This is a genomic window from Sorangium sp. So ce295 (assembly GCF_051527405.1).
Classification (GTDB): domain Bacteria; phylum Myxococcota_A; class Polyangia; order Polyangiales; family Polyangiaceae; genus Sorangium; species Sorangium cellulosum_B.
Genome location: NZ_CP150324.1, coordinates 6,053,587 through 6,074,130, shown reverse-complemented (window position 1 = coordinate 6,074,130; position 20,544 = coordinate 6,053,587). Strand labels below are relative to the sequence as shown.

Here is a 20,544-nt window from a genome sequence, read left to right as displayed (position 1 = left end):
ACCCGTGACGCTGGAAGGACCGGAACGATGAAGATGACCTTTCGCTGGTACGGCGAGAACGACCCCGTGAAGCTCGAGTACATCCGTCAGATCCCGGGCATCTACGGCATCGTCTCGGCTATTTGCGATGTGCCGGTGGGCGAGGTGTGGCCGGTCGAGCGGCTGCAGGCGCTCAGGGCGCGCGTCGAGGGCGTCGGCCTCCGGTTCGAGGTGGTGGAGAGCGTGCCGGTGCACGAGGACATCAAGCTCGGCAAGCCGACCCGCGAGCGGCTGATCGACAACTTCTGCCAGAACATCCGCAACTGCGCGGCCGCCGGCGTGAAGGTGATCTGCTACAACTTCATGCCGGTCTTCGACTGGACCCGCACCGAGATGGCCAGAGAGCTGCCCGACGGCTCGCTGACCCTGGCCTTCGACGCCGCGGCGGTGGCCGGGATCGATCCGGAACAAGGCATCTCGCTGCCTGGCTGGGACGCGAGCTACAAGCCGGAGCAGCTCCGCGCCGTCCTCGACGAGTACAAAAACGTCGGCGAAGGGGCGCTATGGGAGCACCTGGAGCACTTCCTCCGGCGCGTCATCCCGGTCGCCGAGGAGGTCGGCGTCCGGATGGCCATGCATCCGGACGACCCGCCCCGGCCGATCTTCGGCCTGCCGCGCATCGTCAAGAACCGCGACGATCTGATGCGCCTGGTGAAGACCGTCGACTCTCCGGCCAACGGCATCACGCTGTGCTCCGGCTCGCTGGGCGCCGATCTGTGCAACAACATCGTATCGCTGGTGCGCGAGTTCGGCGGCATGGGCCGCATTCCCTTCGGTCACCTGCGCAACGTGGCGGTCCAGGAGAATGGCACCTTCTTCGAATCTTCCCACCTGTCCTGTGAGGGGTCGCTCGACATGGCCGCCATCGTGAAGGCGTACCATGACGTCGGCTTCGACGGCTACGTGCGCCCGGACCACGGCCGCATGATCTGGGGTGAGACCGGCAAGCCGGGATATGGGCTGTACGACCGCGCGCTGGGCCTCGTGTATCTCAATGGGCTGTGGGAGGCGACGTGCAAGCTCTCGCCCGGACCCGCCGCCAAGGCGCCCACCGCCGGATGAACGGGTAAGCGGGCAGGGGAGGCGGGGACGCCGGCGTCGGCCGGGGGTCCGTCGCGGACGCCGACCGCCGGTCGCGACCTTTCACTTCCCGTGCCGCGGGGGCTAGAGTGTCGGCACCGTGCCTGCCACGACCCTCGACGACGCCTACCAGGCCCTCGAACTCAAGGCGCTCGAGCCCGATGACCCGGTCTACGTGCAGACCACCATCCCGGTCGGCAGGGGCGTCATCTGCCGCCCCTCGCGCGGCTGCGGGGCCAGCTCCTCAAGTCGAGCGAACGGGACCGCTTCTTCCTGTCGGGGCACATCGGCAGCGGCAAGAGCACAGAGCTCAAGCGGCTCCTCGCCGACCACGGCATCCTGCAGCGCTTTTACATCGTCGCGTTCGACATCGAGCTGGAGCACCAGCCAAGCCTCGCCTCGCACGAGCTCCTGTTCCTGATCGCGGCGCAGCTCTACGCGCGTGCCAGCGCCGACACGACGCTGGTGACGTTCGATCGGTCGGACCGATGGCTCGGCATCCTGCAGCGGCTCGACGCCGCGCTCTACGGTCCGACCGGGCTCGTGCAGAAGGGCGGGAAGTTTGGCCTGAGCTTCGACCTCTTCTTCGTCAAGCTCAGCCAGGAACTCGCCGTGGAGCAAGGTCGCCGCCGCGAGTTCCGCGGGTTTGCCGAGACCCAGGGGAGCGTGCTCGTGGAGCTCATCGACGCCCTCGTCGACGACATCGGGACGGCGCTGGTGCACGCCGGCCTCCCGCACCGCGTGCTCATCGTCGTCGACGATCTCGAGAAGCTGCGATCGAACGAGCAGTTCACCGAGATCTTCCACACGAACCTGGGGGCACTTCTCGCGCCGCACGTCCCCATCCTGGTCACGGTGCCTCCTTCCGTCACCTTTGGCGGTCCGGGCGGCGCCCTCGGAAGGAACGTCAACCACCTGCGTCCGATCCAGGTGCTGCGCAAGACGAACGTGCTGGATCCGACAGGTGCCGAGGACCCGACGGGCGTCGCCGTCATGCGGAGCATCTTCGATGCGCGCGTGGGCCCTGGGCTGTTCGACGCCGAGGTCGTCCGCGAAGCCGCCTTGTCCTCCGGCGGGGTCGTGCGCGACTTCTTCAACCTCCTGCGGTTCGCGATCATCTAGGCGCAGCTCTACAATCAGGATCGCGTGGATGAGATCGCGTGGGAGGACACGCTCACGGAGGAGAAGACCAGGTTTATCGCCACGCTCTATCCCAAGGACAGGGAGGCGCTCCGCGCCATACGCGAGGCGCACCTCCTGGCCGATGCGGAACAGCTCGAATACGCCCGGCGATCAGTGGTGATCGAGCACAACCACGACGGTATCTGGTGGGAGGTGGCGCCGATGCTCTGGGAGTGGCTGGACAAGGCGTGAACCGGGTCGTGCGCAAGCTGCGGCGAGCGGACGAGCAACAGCTCCGCGGCCTCGAGGCCGCGCTGGGACGGGGGCATTTCGTGATCGTCGTCGTAGACGACGCGGCCTGGCCGATCGTGCGCAGCGCGATCGGCGTCGAGGCGAGCGGCGAGTTCACGCTCGAGAACGGCGGCGATGTCGTGCAGATGTTCGACTCGCCCGCTGCGGCGGGCGAGGGCGTCGTCTTTCTGCACATCGGCGAGCCCGCGGCGGACGCGATGCTGGCGCTCAATCTCAACCGCGACAAGCTCCTCAGCCGGAAATGCCGCTTCCTGCTGCGCCTGCGCGGCCTCGAGGCGTTTCAGCGCTTCGTGCGGGAGGCGCCGGACTGCTACTCGATCCGCGACGCCGTCGCCCTCATCGAACCCCAGAAGGCCATCGATCTCGAGCCATCGCGGGAGCCTGAGCCCGACGTCGAGCACCAGATCGCCAACGAGCGTTCGCCCGATGCGCTGCTGGCCCTCGGAAAAGATCTGATCATGCAGAATCGCCTGCATGATGCGCACCGCGCGCTCGACCGCGGGATCGCGCTCTTAAAGCGGAAGAAACGGCTCGTGGCACTCGACCGGTTGATGCTGGCAGCGCTCCACTTCCACCGCTGCGATGGCGCCACCAAGCAGGAGCGTCGTATCCACGTGCAGGAGGCGCTGCGAGTGCTCGGGCCGGTGCGGGAGGAGTTCAGCGAGGAGTACACCAAGCTCCTCTCGCATCTCTCGGATTACTATGGCAGCGAGATCGCCGCGGTACGTGAGGCCCACGATGCCGCAGAGCAGGAGGACCCGCGCAACCCGGATTTCGTCACGCAGCAACTCATCGTGCTCGTGGGCGCCTACCTTGACCGTGAGGACGTGCGGGGAGCTCGCGACGCGTTAGGGCAGACGCAAATAGCTTGGTTCGCGACCGAGAATCGCCTCTTTATGCACAGGCTGGAAGCGTTTCTCCTGAGCTATGAAGGGCGCTGGAAGGAGGCGACGCACAAGCTCCAGGATAGCCTCCGTCAGATCGCGCAAGCGGGGCCCCGCGCCTGGATCCACTCTTTCGCTGCGACACTCTCCGAGCTCCTCATCAGCCAAGGGGAGCTCGGGGCCGCCGTCGACGTCATGGCCTCCATCAAGTCCGAGCAAGCCGACCAGTTTCGCCTGAATGTCCGCCGTTCGCAGGGGGAGCTCGCCGCCTTTCGCGGCATCGAGGATCTCGCCGACGTGACCGCGGCCGACGGCGATCTCTCTGGTGCGCTCACCCGCGCCAGCGCCAGCGCCGGGTGGGTCCGGCTCGCCGTGCGCGCCGGGCTCCTCGAAGAAGAGAGCCTCGAACGCATGGACGCCGCCATCAAGGCGCTCGTTTCGCGGGTCGTCGCGGTTGCGCCTGCGACCCCTCCGTGGTCGCGGATCGAGGCGGAGCTGCTCGCAGCGGACAACCTCCTCGCGCGCGCCGGATCGGAACACGCGGCCACGGAGCCGGCCGAGCGTGCGCTAGCGCTCGCGCGTGTGGGTGCGCCCGAGCTCATCGCGGCGTGCGTGCGCCGCGTCGCCGTCGCGGCGCTCCGGTCCGGCTCGGTGGAGCGGCTCGATGTGCTGCTGGACGACGCCGCCCGTGCGGCGGAAGCTCACCACCTCCCCGGCGAGGCAGCGCGGATCGCCGGCCTCCGGCTCTGGTACGCGGTCCAGCGCGGCGCCGCCGTCGGCGACGCGGAGGAGGCCCTCGAGGCGGCCTTCGCTCGCTCGGGGCACGTCCTCGTGCAGGCCGCGGTGCTCCTGCGCGTCGGGCGCGGCGCCGGGAGGCGCGACCTCGTCAGTCGCGCCCGCCGCATCTACCACGCGCTGCCCTGGCCCGAGCGCGAAGGCGCGTGCCTCGAGGCGCTGGGCATGCCGCAGGCGGCGCGCGACCGGTACGAGGCGTTCGGACTGCGGCTCGCGGCGCTGGCCGTCGATCGGAGCCCCGTGCCCGTCGACGCGTGAGCGGCGGCTAGTCGGAAGAGCGATCGCCCGCCGCCGACGCCGGGCGCGTCGCCCCAGGCCTAGAACACTGATCACGTTGAAACCCGGAGAATTTTCACAGGGAGGCGGGGAGGCGGGGAGGAAGAAACAATGAATTTCTTTCTCTTGCCGTCTCTCGCTCCCCGCCTCCCCGTCTCCCTGTGAAATTCCTGCTTTTTCTCGTGGTTTCAACCCGTTTGTCGCCCTAGGCGCTCCCTTAGCCGCCCTCCGGCGCTCCGTACCCGCCGCCCCCCGGCGTCTCGATCACGAACACATCGCCGCTCCCCATCTCGACCGATCCGATGTGCCCCAGCACCTCGACCGAGCCGTCCGCGCGCACCACCAGGTTGCGCCCGGGCGCGCCCGCCTGCCCGCCCGCCAGGCCGAACGCGGCCGTCGAGCGCCCGTTCGACAGGATCGACGCCGTCATCGGCTCCAGGAAGCGCACGGCGCGCGTGCCGCCGTTCCCGCCAGGAAAGCGCCCGGCCCCGCCCGAGCCCTCGCGGATCTCGTAGCGATCCAGCCGCACCGGGAAGCGGTGCTCCAGCACCTCCGGATCCGTCAGGCGCGAGTTCGTCATGTGCGTCTGCACGACGCTCGTCCCCGCGAAGCCGCGGTCGGCGCGCGCGCTGCCGCCGCCGCTTCCGCCGATCTCGATGCCTGCCCCCGAGCCGCCCGAGATCGTCTCGTAGTACTGGAGCCGCTCGTTGCCGAACGTGAAGTTGTTCATCGTCGGCTGGCTGCTCGCGAGCACGCCGAGGGCCCCGTACAGCGCGTTCGTGACGCAGGTCGACACCTCGACGTTGCCCGCCACCACCGCGGCCGGCGGGCGCGGGCTCAGCATCGAGCCCTCGGGGATGACGACCTCGATCGGCTTCAGGCAGCCCGCGTTGAGCGGGATGTCGTCGTCCACGAGCGTGCGGAAGACGTAGAGCACCGCGGCCATCGTCACAGCGCGGGGCGCGTTGAAGTTGTTCTCCATCTGCCCGGACGTGCCGGTGAAGTCCACGACCGCCGCGCGGCGCTCCCGGTCGATCCGGAGGGCCACCTCGATCGTCGCGCCGTTGTCGAGCGGCAGCGAGAAGCGCCCGTCGTGGAGGAGCGCCGGGTCGAGCCGCGCGATCGCGAGGCGCACGCTCTCCTCGGCGTTGTCCTGCACGTGCTTCATGTAGGCCTGCACCGTCGGGAGGCCGAACTGCGCCACCATCGCGGCGAGCTCCTGCGCGCCCTTCTCGTTCGCCGCGATCTGCGCGCGCAGGTCGGCCAGGTTCTGCTGCGGGTTGCGCGCCGGGTACGGCCCTGCGCCGAGCAGCGCCAGGATCTCCGCCTCGCGGAGCCGGCCGGCCTCGACCAGCTTCACGTTGTCGAGGAGCACGCCCTCCTCCTCGATCGTCCTGGAGAACGGCGGCATCGAGCCCGGCGTGATGCCGCCGATGTCCGCGTGATGGCCGCGCGACGCCACGTAGAACAGCACGTGAGCGCCCGCCTCGTCCCACACCGGCGTGACCACGGTCACGTCCGGCAGGTGGGTGCCGCCGCGGTACGGATCGTTGAGCGCGTAGACGTCCCCCGGCTTCATCCCCGGGTTCCGCGCGATCACGGTCTTGATCGACTCGCCCATCGAGCCGAGGTGCACCGGCATGTGCGGCGCGTTCGCGATCAGGCTGCCCTCCGCGTCGAACAGCGCGCACGAGAAGTCGAGCCGCTCCTTGATGTTGACCGAGTGGGCGGTGTTCTGGAGCCGCAGGCCCATCTGCTCGGCGATGTTCATGAACAGGTTGTTGAACACCTCCAGCATCACCGGGTCGACCTCGGTGCCCACCGCGCGCCGCTCCGGGCGCGGCGCCACCCGGGTGAGCACCATGTGGCCGAGCGCGGTGATCTCGGCCCGCCAGCCCGGCTCGACGACGGTCGTCGCGTTGGCCTCGGCCACGATGGCCGGCCCGTCGATCACCGCGCCGCGCCCGAGCCGCTCGCGCCGGTACAGCGCCGCGTCGTGGAGCGCCCCCTCGGCGTACATCCTCACCCGGGCGTCGGCCTCGGGGCGGTGCGGGCGCGCCTCCGCGGGCCGCTCCTCGGCGGCCTCGCCCGGGCCGATCGCCTCCACGGAGACGCTCTCCAGGACGAGCGCCTTGTCCGGCATCAGGAAGGCGAACCGCCTGCGGTAGGCCGCGTCGAAGGCGGCGCGGATCGCCTCTGCGCTGCCGTCGGGCACGACGAGGGCGGTGTCGGTGCCCTCGTAGTGCACGTGGACGCGCCGGACGAGCCGCACCCGCTCCGGCGAGGACCCTTGCCCCACGAGCTCGGCCTCCGCGTCGCGGCCGATGCGCGCGAGCGCCTCGCGCGCCGCGCAGAGCCCCGCCTCGTCGAGGCGCCGCTCCACGGCCGCCTCGCGGATCGCGCTCTGGTCCGAGAGGCCCATGCCGTAGGCGGACAGGACCCCCGCGAGCGGGTGGACGAAGACGCGGCGCATGCCGAGCGCGTCGGCCACGGCGCACGCGTGCTGGCCGCCGGCGCCGCCGAAGCATTGCAGGGTGTACTGGGTGACGTCGTGCCCGCGCGCCACCGAGATCTTCTTCACCGCGTTGGCCATGTTCGCGACGGCGATCTGCAGGAAGCCCTCGGCCAGCTGCTCGGGCGTGATCGGGCGCGACGTGTCGCGCTGCACGTCGGCCGCCATGGCCCGGAAGCGCTGCTCGACGACCTCGCGGTCGAGCGGCGCGTCGGCGTCCGGGCCGAACACGTGCGGGAAGAACTCCGGCTGGATCTTGCCGAGCATCACGTTCGCGTCGGTGACGGCCAGCCGCCCGCCGCGGCGGTAGCACGCCGGCCCCGGGTTCGCGCCGGCCGACTCCGGCCCCACGCGCAGCCGCGCGCCGTCGAAGCCGAGGAGCGAGCCGCCCCCCGCGGCCACGGTGTGGATGCTCATCATCGGCGCGCGCATCCGGACGCCGGCCACCTGCGTCTCGAAGGCGCGCTCGAGCTCGCCGGCGTAGTGCGACACGTCGGTCGAGGTGCCGCCCATGTCGAAGCCGATCACCTTCTCGTGCCCGCCCGCGAGCGCGGTGCGCACCATGCCGACGATGCCGCCCGCCGGGCCGCTCAGGATCGCGTCCTTGCCCTGGAAGCGGCCGGCCAGCGTCAGCCCGCCGCTCGACTGCATGAAGTAGAGCGGCACGCCGGGCATCTGGCTGGCCACCTGCTCGACGTAGCGGCGCAGGATGGGCGACAGGTACGCGTCGACCACCGTGGTGTCGCCGCGCGAGACGAGCTTCATCAGCGGGCTCACCTCGTGCGACGCGGAGACCTGGGTGAAGCCGACCTCGCGCGCGATCTCGGCCGCCCGCCGCTCGTGCGCGGCGAACCGGTAGCCGTGCATGAAGACGATCGCGCAGGCGCGGATGCCGGCCTCGAACGCCTCCGAGAGCGGGCCGCGCAGCGCCTCGCCGTCGAGCGGCTCGGCCACCTCGCCGCGCGCGCCGACGCGCTCGCGGGCCTCGATCACGCGCTCGTAGAGCAGGTCGTGCAGCGCGATGTGGCGATCGAACAGGCGAGGGCGGTTCTGGTAGCCGATGCGCAGCGCGTCGCGGAAGCCGCGCGTGGTGACCAGCATGGTGCGGTCCCCCTTGCGCTCGAGCAGCGCGTTCGTGGCCACCGTGGTGCCCATCTTCACGCACTCGACCTCGGCGGCAGAGATGACCTGACCGGGCGCGAGGCCGAGCAGGCGGCGGATCCCCTCGACCGCCGCGTCGGCGTACTGCTCCGGGTTCTCCGACAGGAGCTTGGCGGTGGTGAGCGAGCCGTCGGGCCGCCGGGCCACGACGTCCGTGAACGTGCCTCCGCGATCGATCCAGAACTGCCACTTGTGCGAGGTCGAGGTCATGGAACCCGCTCCTTGCCGGCCGCCTCCTCCGCCGCGCTCCGCCCCGTCCTGCCAGCCGAAGGGCGGCAAGACTAAGTTTTCATTGAACAATCTTCAACCGTCGGGAGGGTGGCCCCGCCCATGCCGATGGAAGCTCGCAGCACCCCGCCGCGCGCAAGGGGGGCGCCGCGCCGTCGCCCCGCGCGGCCTGCCGCCTCGCCACGACCTCATGGCCGCGTACGCCCGCCCGGGAACCGGCGTTCAGCGCTGTACAACCGTTCGTGCGGCGTGATAAGCGCTCCATCAGCCCTCGAAACGAGAGGATCTGCTCGAATGTCCAGCAAGCAACCTCCTCCGCACGTCACCGCCGCCCACGCGGCGGGGCTGGCCGCGCTGCTCGGCGCGACGGACGCTGCCGCGGAGAACGAGCGCGCGGGGAGCGCGGAGCGGCACTTCGAGCGGTCACGAGGGGTGCGGTCAGCGCGATCTGGGCCGCGCGCGAAGCCCGCCGCTGGCCCCCACCCGCCGGGTGGCCCCTCGAACGCGGGCGGCGCGCGGGAGTACGTGTGCGCCGCGCCGACGCGCTCGCCGGTGCTGAACGCGTTCCTGAGCGAGCTCGGCACGGAGGGCGAAGCGCTCGTGCCGGCGCACGTCCACGTCTTCGACGAGCACACCCTCGCGCCGAGGCTCGTCGAGCTCGCGCGCCAGCGGGTGGTCTCCATGCTGCTCGCCGTGGGCAGGACCGAGGTCGCCCTGACCCTGGCGCAGATGCCGTCGATCACCAACGAGCGCGCCGCGCGGCTCTTCATGCGGCAGGCGGTCCACGTCGGCGGCGATCTCGGGGCGATCACGGGCGACTACGCGCGGCACTACCGGCGCTCGGGGGCGCCGGAGCGCGACGACCAGCGCGCGGGCTGCATCATGGCCGCGTTCGCGGGACGCCTGAGCGCCATGGCGGAGAAGCTCCTCGGCCCGCACGTGCGCGCCGAGCTGCGCGCCGCCTTGGAGGCGCTGACGGCGCAGGGCAGCCCTCCCGCGCGGCGGGCGCGCGCGAGCGATCTCCGCGCGCCGCAGGGCGCCGGGCGAGGCGCCCCCGCGGCGCGCGACGCCGCGAGCTCGGCGACACGGCCGAGGCGCAAGTAGGCGGCGCGCGGCGCCGCGAGCGCGGCGATCCGGTCGAGCCGCAAGCAAGCGGCGCGCGGTCCGGGTCGGATCCCTGTTGCCGTGGGGTCGTTCGTTTGCTTCGTTGGGCGCGAGGCGCCCCGGCTGCTCGACTCTGAGCCCCTGGGGCGCGCGTTCCCAGCGAGAGGCCGAGGCTCATGAATTCGCTCGCAGAAGGCAGCGTCGTCGCCGGAAGATACCGCCTCGAGCGGATGCTCGCGCGGGGCGGGATGGGGGCGATCTGGGTGGCCCGGCACCTCCAGCTCGACGCCACGGTCGCGGTCAAGCTCATGGCGCCCGAGTACGCCGCCTCGTCCGCCGCGCGGGCGCGCTTCGAGCGGGAGGCGAGGGCCGCGGCGCAGCTCAAGATACCGAACGTCGTGCACGTGCACGATTACGGTCTCGAGGGCGACACGCCTTTCCTCGTGATGGAGCTCCTCGACGGCGAGGATCTCGAGACGCGGCTCTCGCGGGAGGGGCGCCTCTCCACCGCGGCCACGCTCGGCATCGTCACGCAGGTGTGCAAGGCCCTGCGTCGCGCGCACGAGGCGGGGATCGTCCACCGCGACCTCAAGCCCGCGAACCTCTTCCTCTCGCGGCAGGACGAGGACGAGCTCGTGAAGGTCCTCGACTTCGGGATCGCCAAGGCCCAGGGCACGCTGCTGGCCGGCAACGAGACGAAGACAGGCACGCTCGTCGGCTCGCCTTACTACATGAGCCCCGAGCAGGTGCGCCGCAGCAAGACCCTCGACTGGCGCAGCGATCTCTGGTCCGTCGGCGTGATCGCCTATCGCTGCCTCACCGGCCGTCTCCCGTTCCCGGGTGAAGAGATCGGCGAGGTGTTCGTGGCGATCTGCACGGAGGATGTCCCCCCCGCGTCCAGCGTCGTGCCGGAGCTCGGGCCCTCAGTGGATGGGTTCTTCTCGCGCGCGCTCGCGCGCGACCCGGCGCATCGGTTCCAGGGCGCGAGCGAGCTCGCCGAGGCGCTCGGCGCGGCGGCCTCCGCGGCGGGGTCGGAGACCCGACCTCTCCAGCCGTCGGTTCCCGCGGAGGGCCCGCCTCCGCTGCTCGCCGTCCGCGGCGGCACGATGGCCGCGAGCCCAGATGCGATCGGGGCGCGTCCAGACGCGTCAGGGACGGGTCCAGATGCAGCGAGAATGATGGGACCGAGCCCCGGCACGATGGGCGCCGCCTCCAGCGCGTCAATGCCCACGCTGCGGAACCAAGCAGGGTCCCCCTTCCACGGCTCTCCTAGCGGTGGCGCCTCGGAAAGCGCCACGCCGGCGTTCCAGGGGTCCATCAGCACATTGACGTCGGCAGGAAACACCCTCGCCCCGCGGAAAGCCGACAGCCGCCGCGCCTGGATCTCGCTGGCCCTGGGCGCGAGCGCGCTCGCCCTGGGGCTCGTCACGTACGCGGTCCTTCGCGCCCCCGCGCCGGACGGCGAACCGGCGTCGCGGCCCGACCCGGCGGCCTCGCCTGCCTCCACGCCCGCGCTGCCCGCAGCCGCGCCGTCGACAGCGTCACCGGAGCCTCCGCCGCCCTCCCACAGCGCGATGGCCGCGCCGGGCGCGACAGCAGCCTCCGAGGCGCCGACCAGCGCGCCCGTGCGCACGCCGCCGGCGGTGTCATCGTCCGCCAGAAAACGGGCGCCGCTGCCGCCGAGGCCCCGGATCCCTCGGGACGATCCTACCGAGCACATGTGACCTCCTCATGCGCTGCTCCGAGCAGCGCCCGCTCCGTCCTCCTGCCGGTTGCGCAGCGCAGGGCTCATGCGCTCACGCACGAGGTCGAGGAACACCTTCACCTTCGGCGACAGGTGTCGCGTGCCTGGATAAACGGCGTGGAGCGGCACGTCGGCCGGGCTCCACCCGTCGAGCACGCGCGAGAGGCGCCCCTCGCGCACGTCCAGCTCGCAGCGCATGGCCGGCAGCATCCCGATGCCCACGCCCGCGAGCACGATCCGGTGGAGCACCTCGAGGTTGTTCGCCGTCGCCCGCGGCGTCACGCGCACCTCCGCGCGCCGCGCGCCGCGGTGGAGCACCCACCGCGCGCCGGGCGCCTCCCCCGCGCGCGCCCCCGCGGACACGAGGACGTCGTGGCCCGCGAGGTCCTCCGGCGCGCGCGGGGCGCCGCGGCGCGCGATGTACCCGGGGGCCGCCACGAGGCAGCGCGGGAGCGCCCCGAGGCGGCGCGCGACGAGCGAGGTGTCGCTGGGCGCGCCGATCCGCAGCGCCGCGTCGAACCCCTCCGCGACCAGGTCGACGATGCGATCCGTACAGACCACCTCCACGCTCGCGTCGGGGTGATCGCGCAGGTACTCCGCGACCACGCCGCCGATCCACCCGAAATGCAGCGGCGCCGTGATCCGCAGGAGCCCGCGCGCCCCGTCCTGCATCTGCGTCACGGCCCGGTCCGCGTCGTCGACGTCGGCCACGATGCGCGCGCAGCGCTCATAGTACACGGCGCCGACGTCCGTGAGGCTGAGCTTGCGCGTGGTCCGCCGGAGCAGCTGCGCGCCGAGCCGCGCCTCGAGCTCGGACACCTTCCGGCTCACCGTCGACTTCGGCATCCCGAGCTCGCGCGCAGCCCGCGTGAAGCTGCCCGCCTGGACGACCCTGGTGAAGACCGCGATCTCGTTGAGGTCAGGCAACATCGAATTGTTCCAGCTATCGAACTGTTCTTCCTGCAGGTCAACACTAATCAAGGCCGTGGAACAGTCGTAGGTTCTCTCCCGGACGGGCGGCTCGGCGCGATGGAGACGCGACGGCTCACGCGCGGCGCGCAGGTTGATCCGAGGTGTCCACATGGAAGGAGACACGCATGTACTTGGTCACGGGTGCTACCGGGAACGTCGGGAAGGAAGTCGTCGATCAGCTCCTCTCCGCCGGAGAGAAGGTCCGAGTCTTCACGCGCGATGAGCGCAAGGTGGCCCACTGGGGAGCCAGGGTCGAGAAGGCCGTGGGAGACCTCGGCCGACAGGACACGATCGCGCCGGCGCTCGAGGGCGTGACGGCGGCGTTCCTGCTGCCGGTCGCGGACGCCGATGGCATCGATCACGTTCGAGGCTTCCTCGCAGCAGCGCAGGCGAGCGGCGCGCCCCGCATCGTCCTCCTGTCGAGCATCAGCGCCGGCGCGCCGACGGTGCAGCTAGCTCACCGACATGCCGAGCGGGAACACCTCGTCAAGGCGTCGGGGCTCCGCTGGACGTTCGTCCGCCCTGGCACGTTCATGTCGAACACCTTCCAGTGGGCCCGGTCCATACGCGCCGAGCGCACGGTCTACAACCCGCATGGGGACGGCAAGACCGCGCCCGTCGCGCCGCGCGACATCGCCGCGGTCGCCGCGCGCGCGATGCTCACCGGAGAGCTCCTGGGACAGGCGCTGGAGGTGACGGGCCCCGAGCTCCTCAGCACGCCGGATCAGGTGGAGATCCTCGCGCGCGTCCTCGGCACGCCGCTGCGGCGCGTGGACGTCTCGGTCGACGCCGCCAGGCGGAGGATGATCGAGGCCGGGGCCCCCCCGTCGCTCGCCGCGGCCGTCGGCGAGCTCATCGAGCGCATCCGCGCGGGCAACGGCGCCGTGCGGACCGACACCGTCGAACGCGTGACGGGGCGGACACCGACGACCTTCGAGGCCTGGGCGCGCGAGCACGCGCGGGCGTGGACCGGAGGCTGACGCTGGCGAGGACAGGCGATGTCGGCCCCGAGCGCCCGAGCGCGTCCATGCCCCGCGCGCGGGGTTCACCCGCCCGGGTGGGTGTTCTTGTACAGCCGCAGGCTGTTCCGGATCGCCATCGTCACCGTCATGGGGCCGACGCGGGGCACGAACACGCTCGCCTTGCTCTGGATATCGTCGCTGAAGTTCTTGAAGGTGGAGAAGTTGATGCAGAGGGCGCCCTCGCGGATCTCGGCGCCCTGCACGACCGGGAAGCTCCGCGACGGCACGCCGGTCACCACGATGTCCGCTTGCCGCAGCGCGCTCGCCCGGTCCACCGTCGTCTCGCGCACCTCGTGCATGTCGCCCGAGGAGCTGGGCACGAAGAGCAACGGACCATCGATGTCGAACGACGTCACGTGAGCTCCGTCGTGCGCCATCATGCTCGCGAGCGGCCTCCCGACGACCTCGCTCCGGTTGAAGATGCACACGCGCCGGCCCTCGAGCGGCCGCTCCGCCTCGCCGAAGAAGCCGGCCGCCTCGACCAGCTTGAGGATGGCCAGCGGCGTACACGGCAGGATCGCCTTCCTGGTCTTCGCCTCGTCCAGGAAGCGCTGGTTCTGGTACAGGCAACGTGCCCAGAACGTGTGGAGCCCCTCGATGTCCTTCGCGGGATCGACGCTGTCCCGCAAGTACACGTCCTGCTCCGTGCCGAAGATCGGGTAATACACCATCATCCCGTGCACGCGCGCGTCCTCGTTCGCCGCGCGGATGGCGTCCTCGGCGTCGAGCCGCGTCGCGTGGCGGATCTCGAAGCGGATCCCCACGTCCTCGCACGCCTTGCGCGTGTACTCCGCGTACGTGTACGACGGCCCGTGATCCGCCGCGAGCACACCGACCAGGACGAGCGGCTCGGGCAGCGCCGCGAGCTCCTCCCGGATCCCACGGCGGAACGTCTCCGCCACCGCGGTCGGATCGAGGACGCTGGCCGTGCGCGTGCCAGGGCTCGGCGGAATGTGGTGAGGGTCCATCCTGGGGCGGAGACGAGCACGCGCGAGCATCGGTGTCAAGTTTCCGGCGGGGCGACTCTATCTCAACTCCACCTCTCGGAGACTCCATCCTTTCGGAGAGCCGCCGTGCCTGGCTCACGAGCTCATCGCGAGGAGGACCGCCGCTCCTGGCCCGCGTCCACCACGGGCGCCGCCACGCGGTTGCTCTCGGCCTCGGCGGGGCTGCCGGCGCCGGGCACGCGGAGGAGCATACCGCCCTTGCCGCGCAGCTCATCGACGAAGTTCGCTCCGAACACCTCTTCGGGCGTGTCGCCGTCGCGTCCGCCCATGCCCGAGAGCCCCTCGAGGCTCGCGACCTTTCCGTCCCGGCGTCTGGGCGCCGGACGAGAGCGCAAGATATCGTCCCGGGTCACCTTCAGCGCCACCACGTCCTCGCGCATCACGTCGATCCAGGATGCGGGGAAGTCGGCCTCGGCGCCCGCGGGGCCGCGCACGCGGAGCCGCGAGATGTCGTTGCCAGGATCGTTCGCGCCGATGCCAACGAGCTGCGCCTCGGCCTCGTCGGCGGTCATCACCCGCGTGTCGGGGCCGAGCTCGACCGTATCGTCCGTGACCCCGAGCGCCTCCTCCAGCTCCTGCCTCCGCTCGGGCGGCTGCGGCACGAGCGAGGTATCGACGCGCCCCGGCGGCTGCGCCGTCGTCCGCCCCTCGTAGTACCGAGGCAGCGCCAGGAGCTCGTCCCGGCCGGGCCGTAAGCGGAGGTGCCCGTCCGCCGTGCCCTGCACGAGATCCATCGAGATCAGCAGCTCCTCGCTGGCCAGCGGAGAACGGAGCACCACGTGGGTCAGCACCCCCCGCTCCCGGTCGACCAGGACGCGGTCGAGCACGCCCGCATCGAGGCCGCCGTCGGCCATCACGGGCATCTCGAAGTCGATCTGCATCGTCCCCTCCTCTGCGGCGAAACGCCTTGCGCCCGGGCGAGAACCTGAGACGGTCGGATCCCGATGTCCAGGGGAGCACGGCGCGGACCCTCGTGACCGGTCGACCCCATCCCATGGGCCGGGCACGCCGCGCGGCCTCACCATCGCGGGGGCTCGGCGGTCCTCGGCTCGTCGAGCCATCGAGTTGTCGAGTCATCGAGTCATCGAGGCGTCGCTATTCCCCCATGGGAACGGACATCCGCACGCGGTGGAGGCGCGGGTGGGCTAGAACCTTGGCACAAGGTGGCGCACATCCTGCGCGCGGTCCGCGTCTATTCCCGCGGATTCGCTGCTCGATGGCGGTGGTTCGTCTTGGTACGGTGGATGCAACCTACGCGCCGGCCGCTGGGGATGTGCCAGCGCCGATCGGGAGGATTTGGACTTATGCGTGTACGCTTCGATGCTCTCCGCCGACGCTGGAGCTCTCCCCACCTGCTCGCCGCGCTGGCGCTGGCGAGCGCGTTCGCGGCGGGGTGCTCCTCCGATGAGGCCCCGCCAACGTCGCTTGGTCGCCCGGATCAGCCGCGGAACGGCACGCTCGAGGTCGACGAAGCGAGGCTGCTGGGCGTGATCGACGGGAGCGATCTGCGCCTCCAGATCCCGGTGCGCAACCTGACCGCCGGCGCGACGAGCGGCCACCTGCGCGTCACGCTCGTCGATCTCGGCGCGGACAGGGAACAAGGCACGACCGAGGTCGACCTGGAGATCGCGGGCGGGACGGCGACCACCGCGGAGGCGCGCCTTCCGGCGCCGGCCGTGAGCGCGCAGCCGGGCCTCGCGCGGTACCTCGTCCGCGTCGACGACGGGTCGGACGAGGGGCTGCTCGTCACGCGGAGCCTCCTGCGCGTCATCCCGCCCTATGACGTGCAGCTCGAGGGGCCGGCGCGCGTGGTGCGCGGGCGCACCGCGAGCTACCGCGTGCGCGCGACCGACGCTTTCTCCCATCAGCCGGTGCCCAACGTGGAGGTCGAGCTCGCGGTGGGCGAGGGGGCGCGGCCGCTCCGCGGGACGACCGACGCGCTCGGCGCCGCGGTGTTCGAGGTGGAGCCCGGCGCGCTCGGCGCGCACCCCGTCTCCGCGCAGGCGCTCGGCTTCGGCGTCAACGCGGCCCTCACCGCGAACATCACCGTCGAGGGCCCCGGCCCGAAGCTGCTCCTCACCACCGACAAGCCGCTCTACAAGCCCGGCCAGACGATCCACCTGCGCGCGCTCGCGCTCGAGCGGGGGAACAACGCGCCGCTCGTCCGCGAGGCGATCACGTTCGAGGTGGAGGACGGCAAGGGCAACAAGATCTTCAAGAAGCCCATCGAGACCGACGCCTACGGCGTCGCCGCGACGACGTTCCGGATTGGCTCCATCGTGAACACCGGCGAGTTCAAGGTGCGCCTCGTGAGCGGGGAGACGACGACGGAGAAGGTCGTGACCGTGGGGCAGTACGCGCTGCCCAAGTTCGAGGTCGCCGTGAGGACCGACAGGCCCTGGTACACCGCGGGCGACACGCTGACCGGCACCATCGACGCGCGCTATTTCTTCGGCAAGAACGTCGCCGGCGGCAGCGTGACCATCGAGGCGGCGTCGCTGGACGTCGGTCAGACGACGTTCCAGCGCATCGTGGGCGAGCTCGACGCCGAGGGCCATTACGGCTTCAGCCTGACGCTTCCGCCGAGCCTCGCGGGCCTGCCGCTGGAGCAGGGCGACGCGGCCGTGACGCTGACCGTCACCGTCGCGGACACGGCGGGGCAGGAGGTCACGAAGGCGATCCCGGTCAAGGTCGCCGCCGACGCGGCCACGATCGTGCTCGTGCCCGAGGCGCGCGAGCTCGTCCCGGGGATCCCCAACACCCTCCTTCTCTTCGTCACCGACCCGCTCGGGGCGCCGCTCGCCGACACGGCGGCGGTCATCACCGCGCCGGACCGCACGCAGCTCACCGCGCGCACCGACGCCTTCGGCCAGGCCGCGGTGAGCTTCACCCCGCCGGTCGCCACGGCGGAGGGCGCGTTCGAGGTGCGGGCGACGGTAGGAGAGCGGGCGGTCACGCGGAAGTTCTCGTTCGGCACGCAGACGGGCGGCGAGCACCTGCTCGTGCGCACCGATCGGGCCGTGTACGAGACCGGCGAGACGGTCGAGGTGACCATCGAGTCGAGCGAGGAGTCCGGCAGCGTCTATGTCGACTGGCTGAACGACGGTCAGGCCGTGGACATGCGCTCTCTCGAGCTCGAGGCCGGGCGCGCCCGTTTCACCATGCCCGTCGACGCCGGCCTGCTCGGCAGCAACCGGGTCGAGGCGTACCTTGTCGACGACGATGGCAATCTGGTCCGCTCCGGCCGCACCGTGTTCGCGCGGGGCGACTCCGCGCTGAGCGTCGAGGTCGAGGCCGACAAGCCCCTGTATGCGCCGGGGGAGACCGCGACGCTGCGGCTGTCGGTCAAGGACGACGCGGGGAACCCGAAGGTCGCCGCGCTCGGCGTCCAGGTGGTCGATCAGGCCGTCTTCGCGCTGGTCGACGCCCAGCCCGGGCTGCTCCGCACCTACTTCGAGCTGGAGGACGAGTTCGCGAAGCCGAGCTACGAGATCCACGGCCCCGCCGCGAACCTCCAGGACCTGCTGTTCAACGCGACCGCGAGCGAGGATCCCGAGCAGGCCGAGGCCGCGCAGGTGAAGACCCAGGCCTCGCTCGCCGCGCTCGCGGGCACGTCGCTCACCGGCCTCCAGGCGCGCACGTGGCCCGCCGTGCTGGCGAAGGTGCCGGAGGAGCTCGCTCCGTTCAACGAGCGCCAGAAGGGCGTGATGAAGCCCTGGCTCGCGGAGGCCACCGCGGCCGCCGCGCAGGAGCTGAAGGCGCTCGGCTGCGACAGCACCCAGTTCAGCTGCAACGGGCAGGGCGTGTACGTCGAGCTGCTCGGGAGCCGGGTCGCCGAGCGCCTGCGCGCCTTCGACGTGTGGGGCAACGCGTACCGGGTGGCCTCCAGCTGGAGCGGGTTCACGCTGCAATCGTCGGGGCCCGACGAGGTGGAGCAGAGCCCGGACGACGCGACGTTCGCGTTCACGTTCGGCGATCTCGGGGTCCCGGTGCCCCCGCAAGAGTGGAATGAAGGGGGCATCCCCGGCGACGCGGACGGCGGCTGGGCCAACGGCGCCGCGTCCGCATCGAGCGGCGGGACCGGAGCGGGCGGCGGCTCGGCAGGGGATCCCACCGCGGAGCCGGGCGGCGACGGCGGGCCGCGCGTCCGGCGCGAGTTCCCGGAGACCCTCTATGTCAACCCGAGCGTGATCACGAGCCCGGACGGCACGGCCACGTTGAGCATCCCGCTCGCGGACAGCATCACCGAGTGGCGGCTCTCGGCGCTGGCGAACTCCACGGACGGCAAGCTCGGCGGCATCCAGAGCGGGTTCAAGGTGTTCCAGGACTTCTTCGTCGACGTGAGCTTCCCGGCGACGCTCACGCGCGGCGATGAGGTCGAGTTCCCGATCGCCGTCTACAACTACCTGGAGACGCCGCAGACGGTCGATCTCAGCCTCGAGCCGGGGAGCTGGTACACGCCGCTCGGCTCGACGTCGACGACGGTGTCCCTCGCGGCGGGCGAGGTGCGCGGCGTCCGGTTCCCGGTGAAGGTGAACACGGTGGGCGTCAACTCGCTCACGGTCACCGCGCGGGGCAGCGCGGGCGCCGACGCCGTGGCCCGCACCGTGCGCGTGGTCCCGGACGGGAAGCCCTTCGCGGAGAGCGCGTCTGGCATGCTCGCGCCGGGCAGCGCCGATCACGCGCTGTCGTTCCCCGCGGACGCGGTCCCGGGCTCGAACCAGCTCTATCTCGAGATCTACCCCGCGTTCCTGTCGCAGGTCGTGAGCGGCATGGACAGCATGCTCCAGGTCCCGAATGGCTGCTTCGAGCAGACCACCTCGACGACCTGGCCCAACGTGCTCGTCACGCAGTACATGAAGCAGACAGGCCAGATCACCCCGGAGATCCAGATGAAGGCCGAGTCGCTGATCTCGGCCGGGTACCAGCGATTGCTCACGTTCGAGCACTCGGGCGGCGGCTTCTCGTGGTTCGGCGAGCAGGACGGGCATCCGTACCTGTCGGTCACCGCGTTCGGCGTCATGGAGTTCGCCGACATGATCAAGGTCCACACCGTGGACGAGGCGATGCTCGCCCGGACCGTCAACTGGCTCGCCGGGCAGCAGAAGGCGGACGGCACGTGGGAAGGCGACCAGACCGAGTTCTTCAGCTTCCACACGGGCACGCTGCGCAACAGCGCCTTCGTGCTCTGGGCGCTCGCGAGCGCGGGGTACACGGGGCCCGAGATCGGGACGGGGCTCGCCTACCTGGGCCGCTCGCTGAAGCCGGCGACCGACGATCTGTACACGCTGGCGATCGCGGCCAACGCGCTCGCCGTGGCCGACCCCTCCGGCGCGCTGACCGACAGCGTGCTCGACGCGCTGGACCAGCGCAAGACCGCGGAAGGAGACGCATTTTACTGGGATGACGGCGGCACGCAGACCTCGTTCTACGAGTCCGGGAACGACGCCAGGGTCACGACCACCGCGCTCGCGGCCCACGCGCTGCTCTCCGCGGGGGCCCACCGGCCGAGCGCCGACGGCGGCGTGAAGTTCCTGACCCAGTCGAAGGATCCGAACGGCAACTTCGGCTCCACCCAGGCGACGATCTGGAGCCTGCGCACGCTGCTCCTCGCCGCGAGCAAGGGGACGGAGGGCGCCACCGGGACGGTGACCGTCGCGGTCGACGGCGCGGCGGCGGGCACGGTCTCGCTGCGCGCGGACCAGGCCGACGTCATGACGACGGTCGACCTCACGCACCTCGCGACTGCGGGCGCGCACGATGTCACGCTCTCGTTCGCGGGGGAGGGGAAGCTCAGCTACAACCTGGTGAGCCGCCACAACCTGCCGTGGAGCGCGGTCCCGAGCGACGCGGGAGGCCCGCTCGCGGTCAGCGTGACGTACGACAAGACCCAGCTGTACGTGGACGACATCGTGACGGCGTCGCTGAGCGTCCAGAACAAGACGGACTCGGTGCAGAGCATGGCCCTCGTGACCGTGGGGCTGCCGCCCGGCTTCCAGCTCCTGACCGAGGATCTCCAGGAGTACATCGCGGCGGGCCAGCTCTCGAAGTTCGAGATCACGGGCAAGCAGCTGATCCTCTACGTGAAGGAGATCGCCGCGGAGCGCGCGGCCACCTTCGTTTACCGGCTGCAAGCGACCATGCCTGTCAGGGCGGAGGACGGCGGCGCCGAGGTGCACCCGTACTACCAGCCGGAGCAGCAGAGCTTCTCCGGAGCGCAGACCTTCGAGGTGGCGGGGGAGTGAGGGGCTGAGCGGGCGAGGGGCGCGCCCGCGGGGGCGCGGCC

General features: G+C 71.3%; 13 protein-coding genes. 8 read left to right on the top strand and 5 right to left on the bottom strand.

Translation table 11 applies throughout. From position 1 onward, the window contains the following. Positions 1 to 27: 27 nt before the first annotated feature. Positions 28 to 1,101 carry a mannonate dehydratase gene (gene uxuA, locus WMF11_RS22915; RefSeq protein WP_437978916.1) on the top strand — a complete coding sequence of 358 codons (1,074 nt, stop codon included), beginning with the start codon at positions 28 to 30 and terminating at the stop codon, positions 1,099 to 1,101. A 189-nt stretch (positions 1,102 to 1,290) separates the two neighbouring features. On the opposite strand, the gene WMF11_RS22910 is transcribed toward uxuA, so the two are convergent. Further along, entirely contained in the window at positions 1,291 to 1,503 is a 213-nt protein-coding gene (locus WMF11_RS22910; protein ID WP_437978915.1) for a hypothetical protein, read from the bottom strand. Between the two features lie 81 nt (positions 1,504 to 1,584). Here WMF11_RS22910 and WMF11_RS22905 point away from each other — a divergent pair, with 81 nt between their 5' ends. The 3 genes from WMF11_RS22905 to WMF11_RS22895 are packed head-to-tail and all read left to right on the top strand — an operon-like array spanning position 1,585 to position 4,490. After that, entirely contained in the window at positions 1,585 to 2,241 is a 657-nt protein-coding gene (locus WMF11_RS22905; protein WP_437978914.1) for a hypothetical protein, read from the top strand. 24 nt (positions 2,242 to 2,265) lie between these two features. Next, a complete protein-coding gene (locus WMF11_RS22900) occupies positions 2,266 to 2,493 on the top strand; it encodes a hypothetical protein (RefSeq protein ID WP_437978913.1) in 228 nt (75 codons plus the stop codon). Next, positions 2,490 to 4,490 carry a hypothetical protein gene (locus tag WMF11_RS22895; RefSeq protein ID WP_437978912.1) on the top strand — a complete coding sequence of 667 codons (2,001 nt, stop codon included), beginning with the start codon at positions 2,490 to 2,492 and terminating at the stop codon, positions 4,488 to 4,490. Before WMF11_RS22900 ends, WMF11_RS22895 begins: the two co-directional genes overlap by 4 nt. A 235-nt stretch (positions 4,491 to 4,725) precedes the next feature. Here the strand turns inward: WMF11_RS22895 and WMF11_RS22890 are convergent, their stop codons facing one another. Continuing rightward, positions 4,726 to 8,391, bottom strand: coding sequence for a hydantoinase B/oxoprolinase family protein (locus WMF11_RS22890; RefSeq protein WP_437978911.1), 3,666 nt, complete (start codon positions 8,389 to 8,391; stop codon positions 4,726 to 4,728). Between the two features lie 312 nt (positions 8,392 to 8,703). On the opposite strand from WMF11_RS22890, the gene WMF11_RS22885 reads away from it, so the two are divergent. Both WMF11_RS22885 and WMF11_RS22880 read left to right on the top strand, forming a co-directional pair. After that, positions 8,704 to 9,513, top strand: coding sequence for a hypothetical protein (locus WMF11_RS22885; protein WP_437910576.1), 810 nt, complete (start codon positions 8,704 to 8,706; stop codon positions 9,511 to 9,513). A 176-nt stretch (positions 9,514 to 9,689) separates the two neighbouring features. After that, positions 9,690 to 11,237, top strand: a complete 1,548-nt coding sequence (locus WMF11_RS22880; protein ID WP_437978910.1) for a protein kinase domain-containing protein — start codon at positions 9,690 to 9,692, stop codon at positions 11,235 to 11,237. Between the two features lie 5 nt (positions 11,238 to 11,242). Here WMF11_RS22880 and WMF11_RS22875 read toward each other — a convergent pair whose 3' ends face one another. Continuing rightward, a complete protein-coding gene (locus WMF11_RS22875; RefSeq protein WP_437978909.1) occupies positions 11,243 to 12,187 on the bottom strand; it encodes a LysR family transcriptional regulator in 945 nt (314 codons plus the stop codon). Between the two features lie 167 nt (positions 12,188 to 12,354). Here WMF11_RS22875 and WMF11_RS22870 point away from each other — a divergent pair, with 167 nt between their 5' ends. Continuing rightward, entirely contained in the window at positions 12,355 to 13,209 is an 855-nt protein-coding gene (locus WMF11_RS22870; RefSeq protein ID WP_437910573.1) for an SDR family oxidoreductase, read from the top strand. Between the two features lie 65 nt (positions 13,210 to 13,274). Here WMF11_RS22870 and WMF11_RS22865 read toward each other — a convergent pair whose 3' ends face one another. Together WMF11_RS22865 and WMF11_RS22860 are read right to left on the bottom strand one after the other, a co-directional pair. After that, positions 13,275 to 14,219: a bifunctional methylenetetrahydrofolate dehydrogenase/methenyltetrahydrofolate cyclohydrolase gene (locus WMF11_RS22865; protein WP_437978908.1), complete on the bottom strand. Its 945-nt coding sequence runs from the start codon at positions 14,217 to 14,219 to the stop codon at positions 13,275 to 13,277. Positions 14,220 to 14,341: 122 nt separating this feature from the next. Next, positions 14,342 to 15,139 (bottom strand): hypothetical protein, encoded by a 798-nt coding sequence (locus tag WMF11_RS22860; protein WP_437978907.1) that lies wholly within the window; start codon positions 15,137 to 15,139, stop codon positions 14,342 to 14,344. A 423-nt stretch (positions 15,140 to 15,562) separates the two neighbouring features. On the opposite strand from WMF11_RS22860, the gene WMF11_RS22855 reads away from it, so the two are divergent. Then, on the top strand, positions 15,563 to 20,503 hold the full coding sequence (locus WMF11_RS22855) for an MG2 domain-containing protein (RefSeq protein ID WP_437978906.1): 4,941 nt from the start codon (positions 15,563 to 15,565) through the stop codon (positions 20,501 to 20,503). The last annotated feature ends 41 nt before the right edge of the window (positions 20,504 to 20,544 follow it).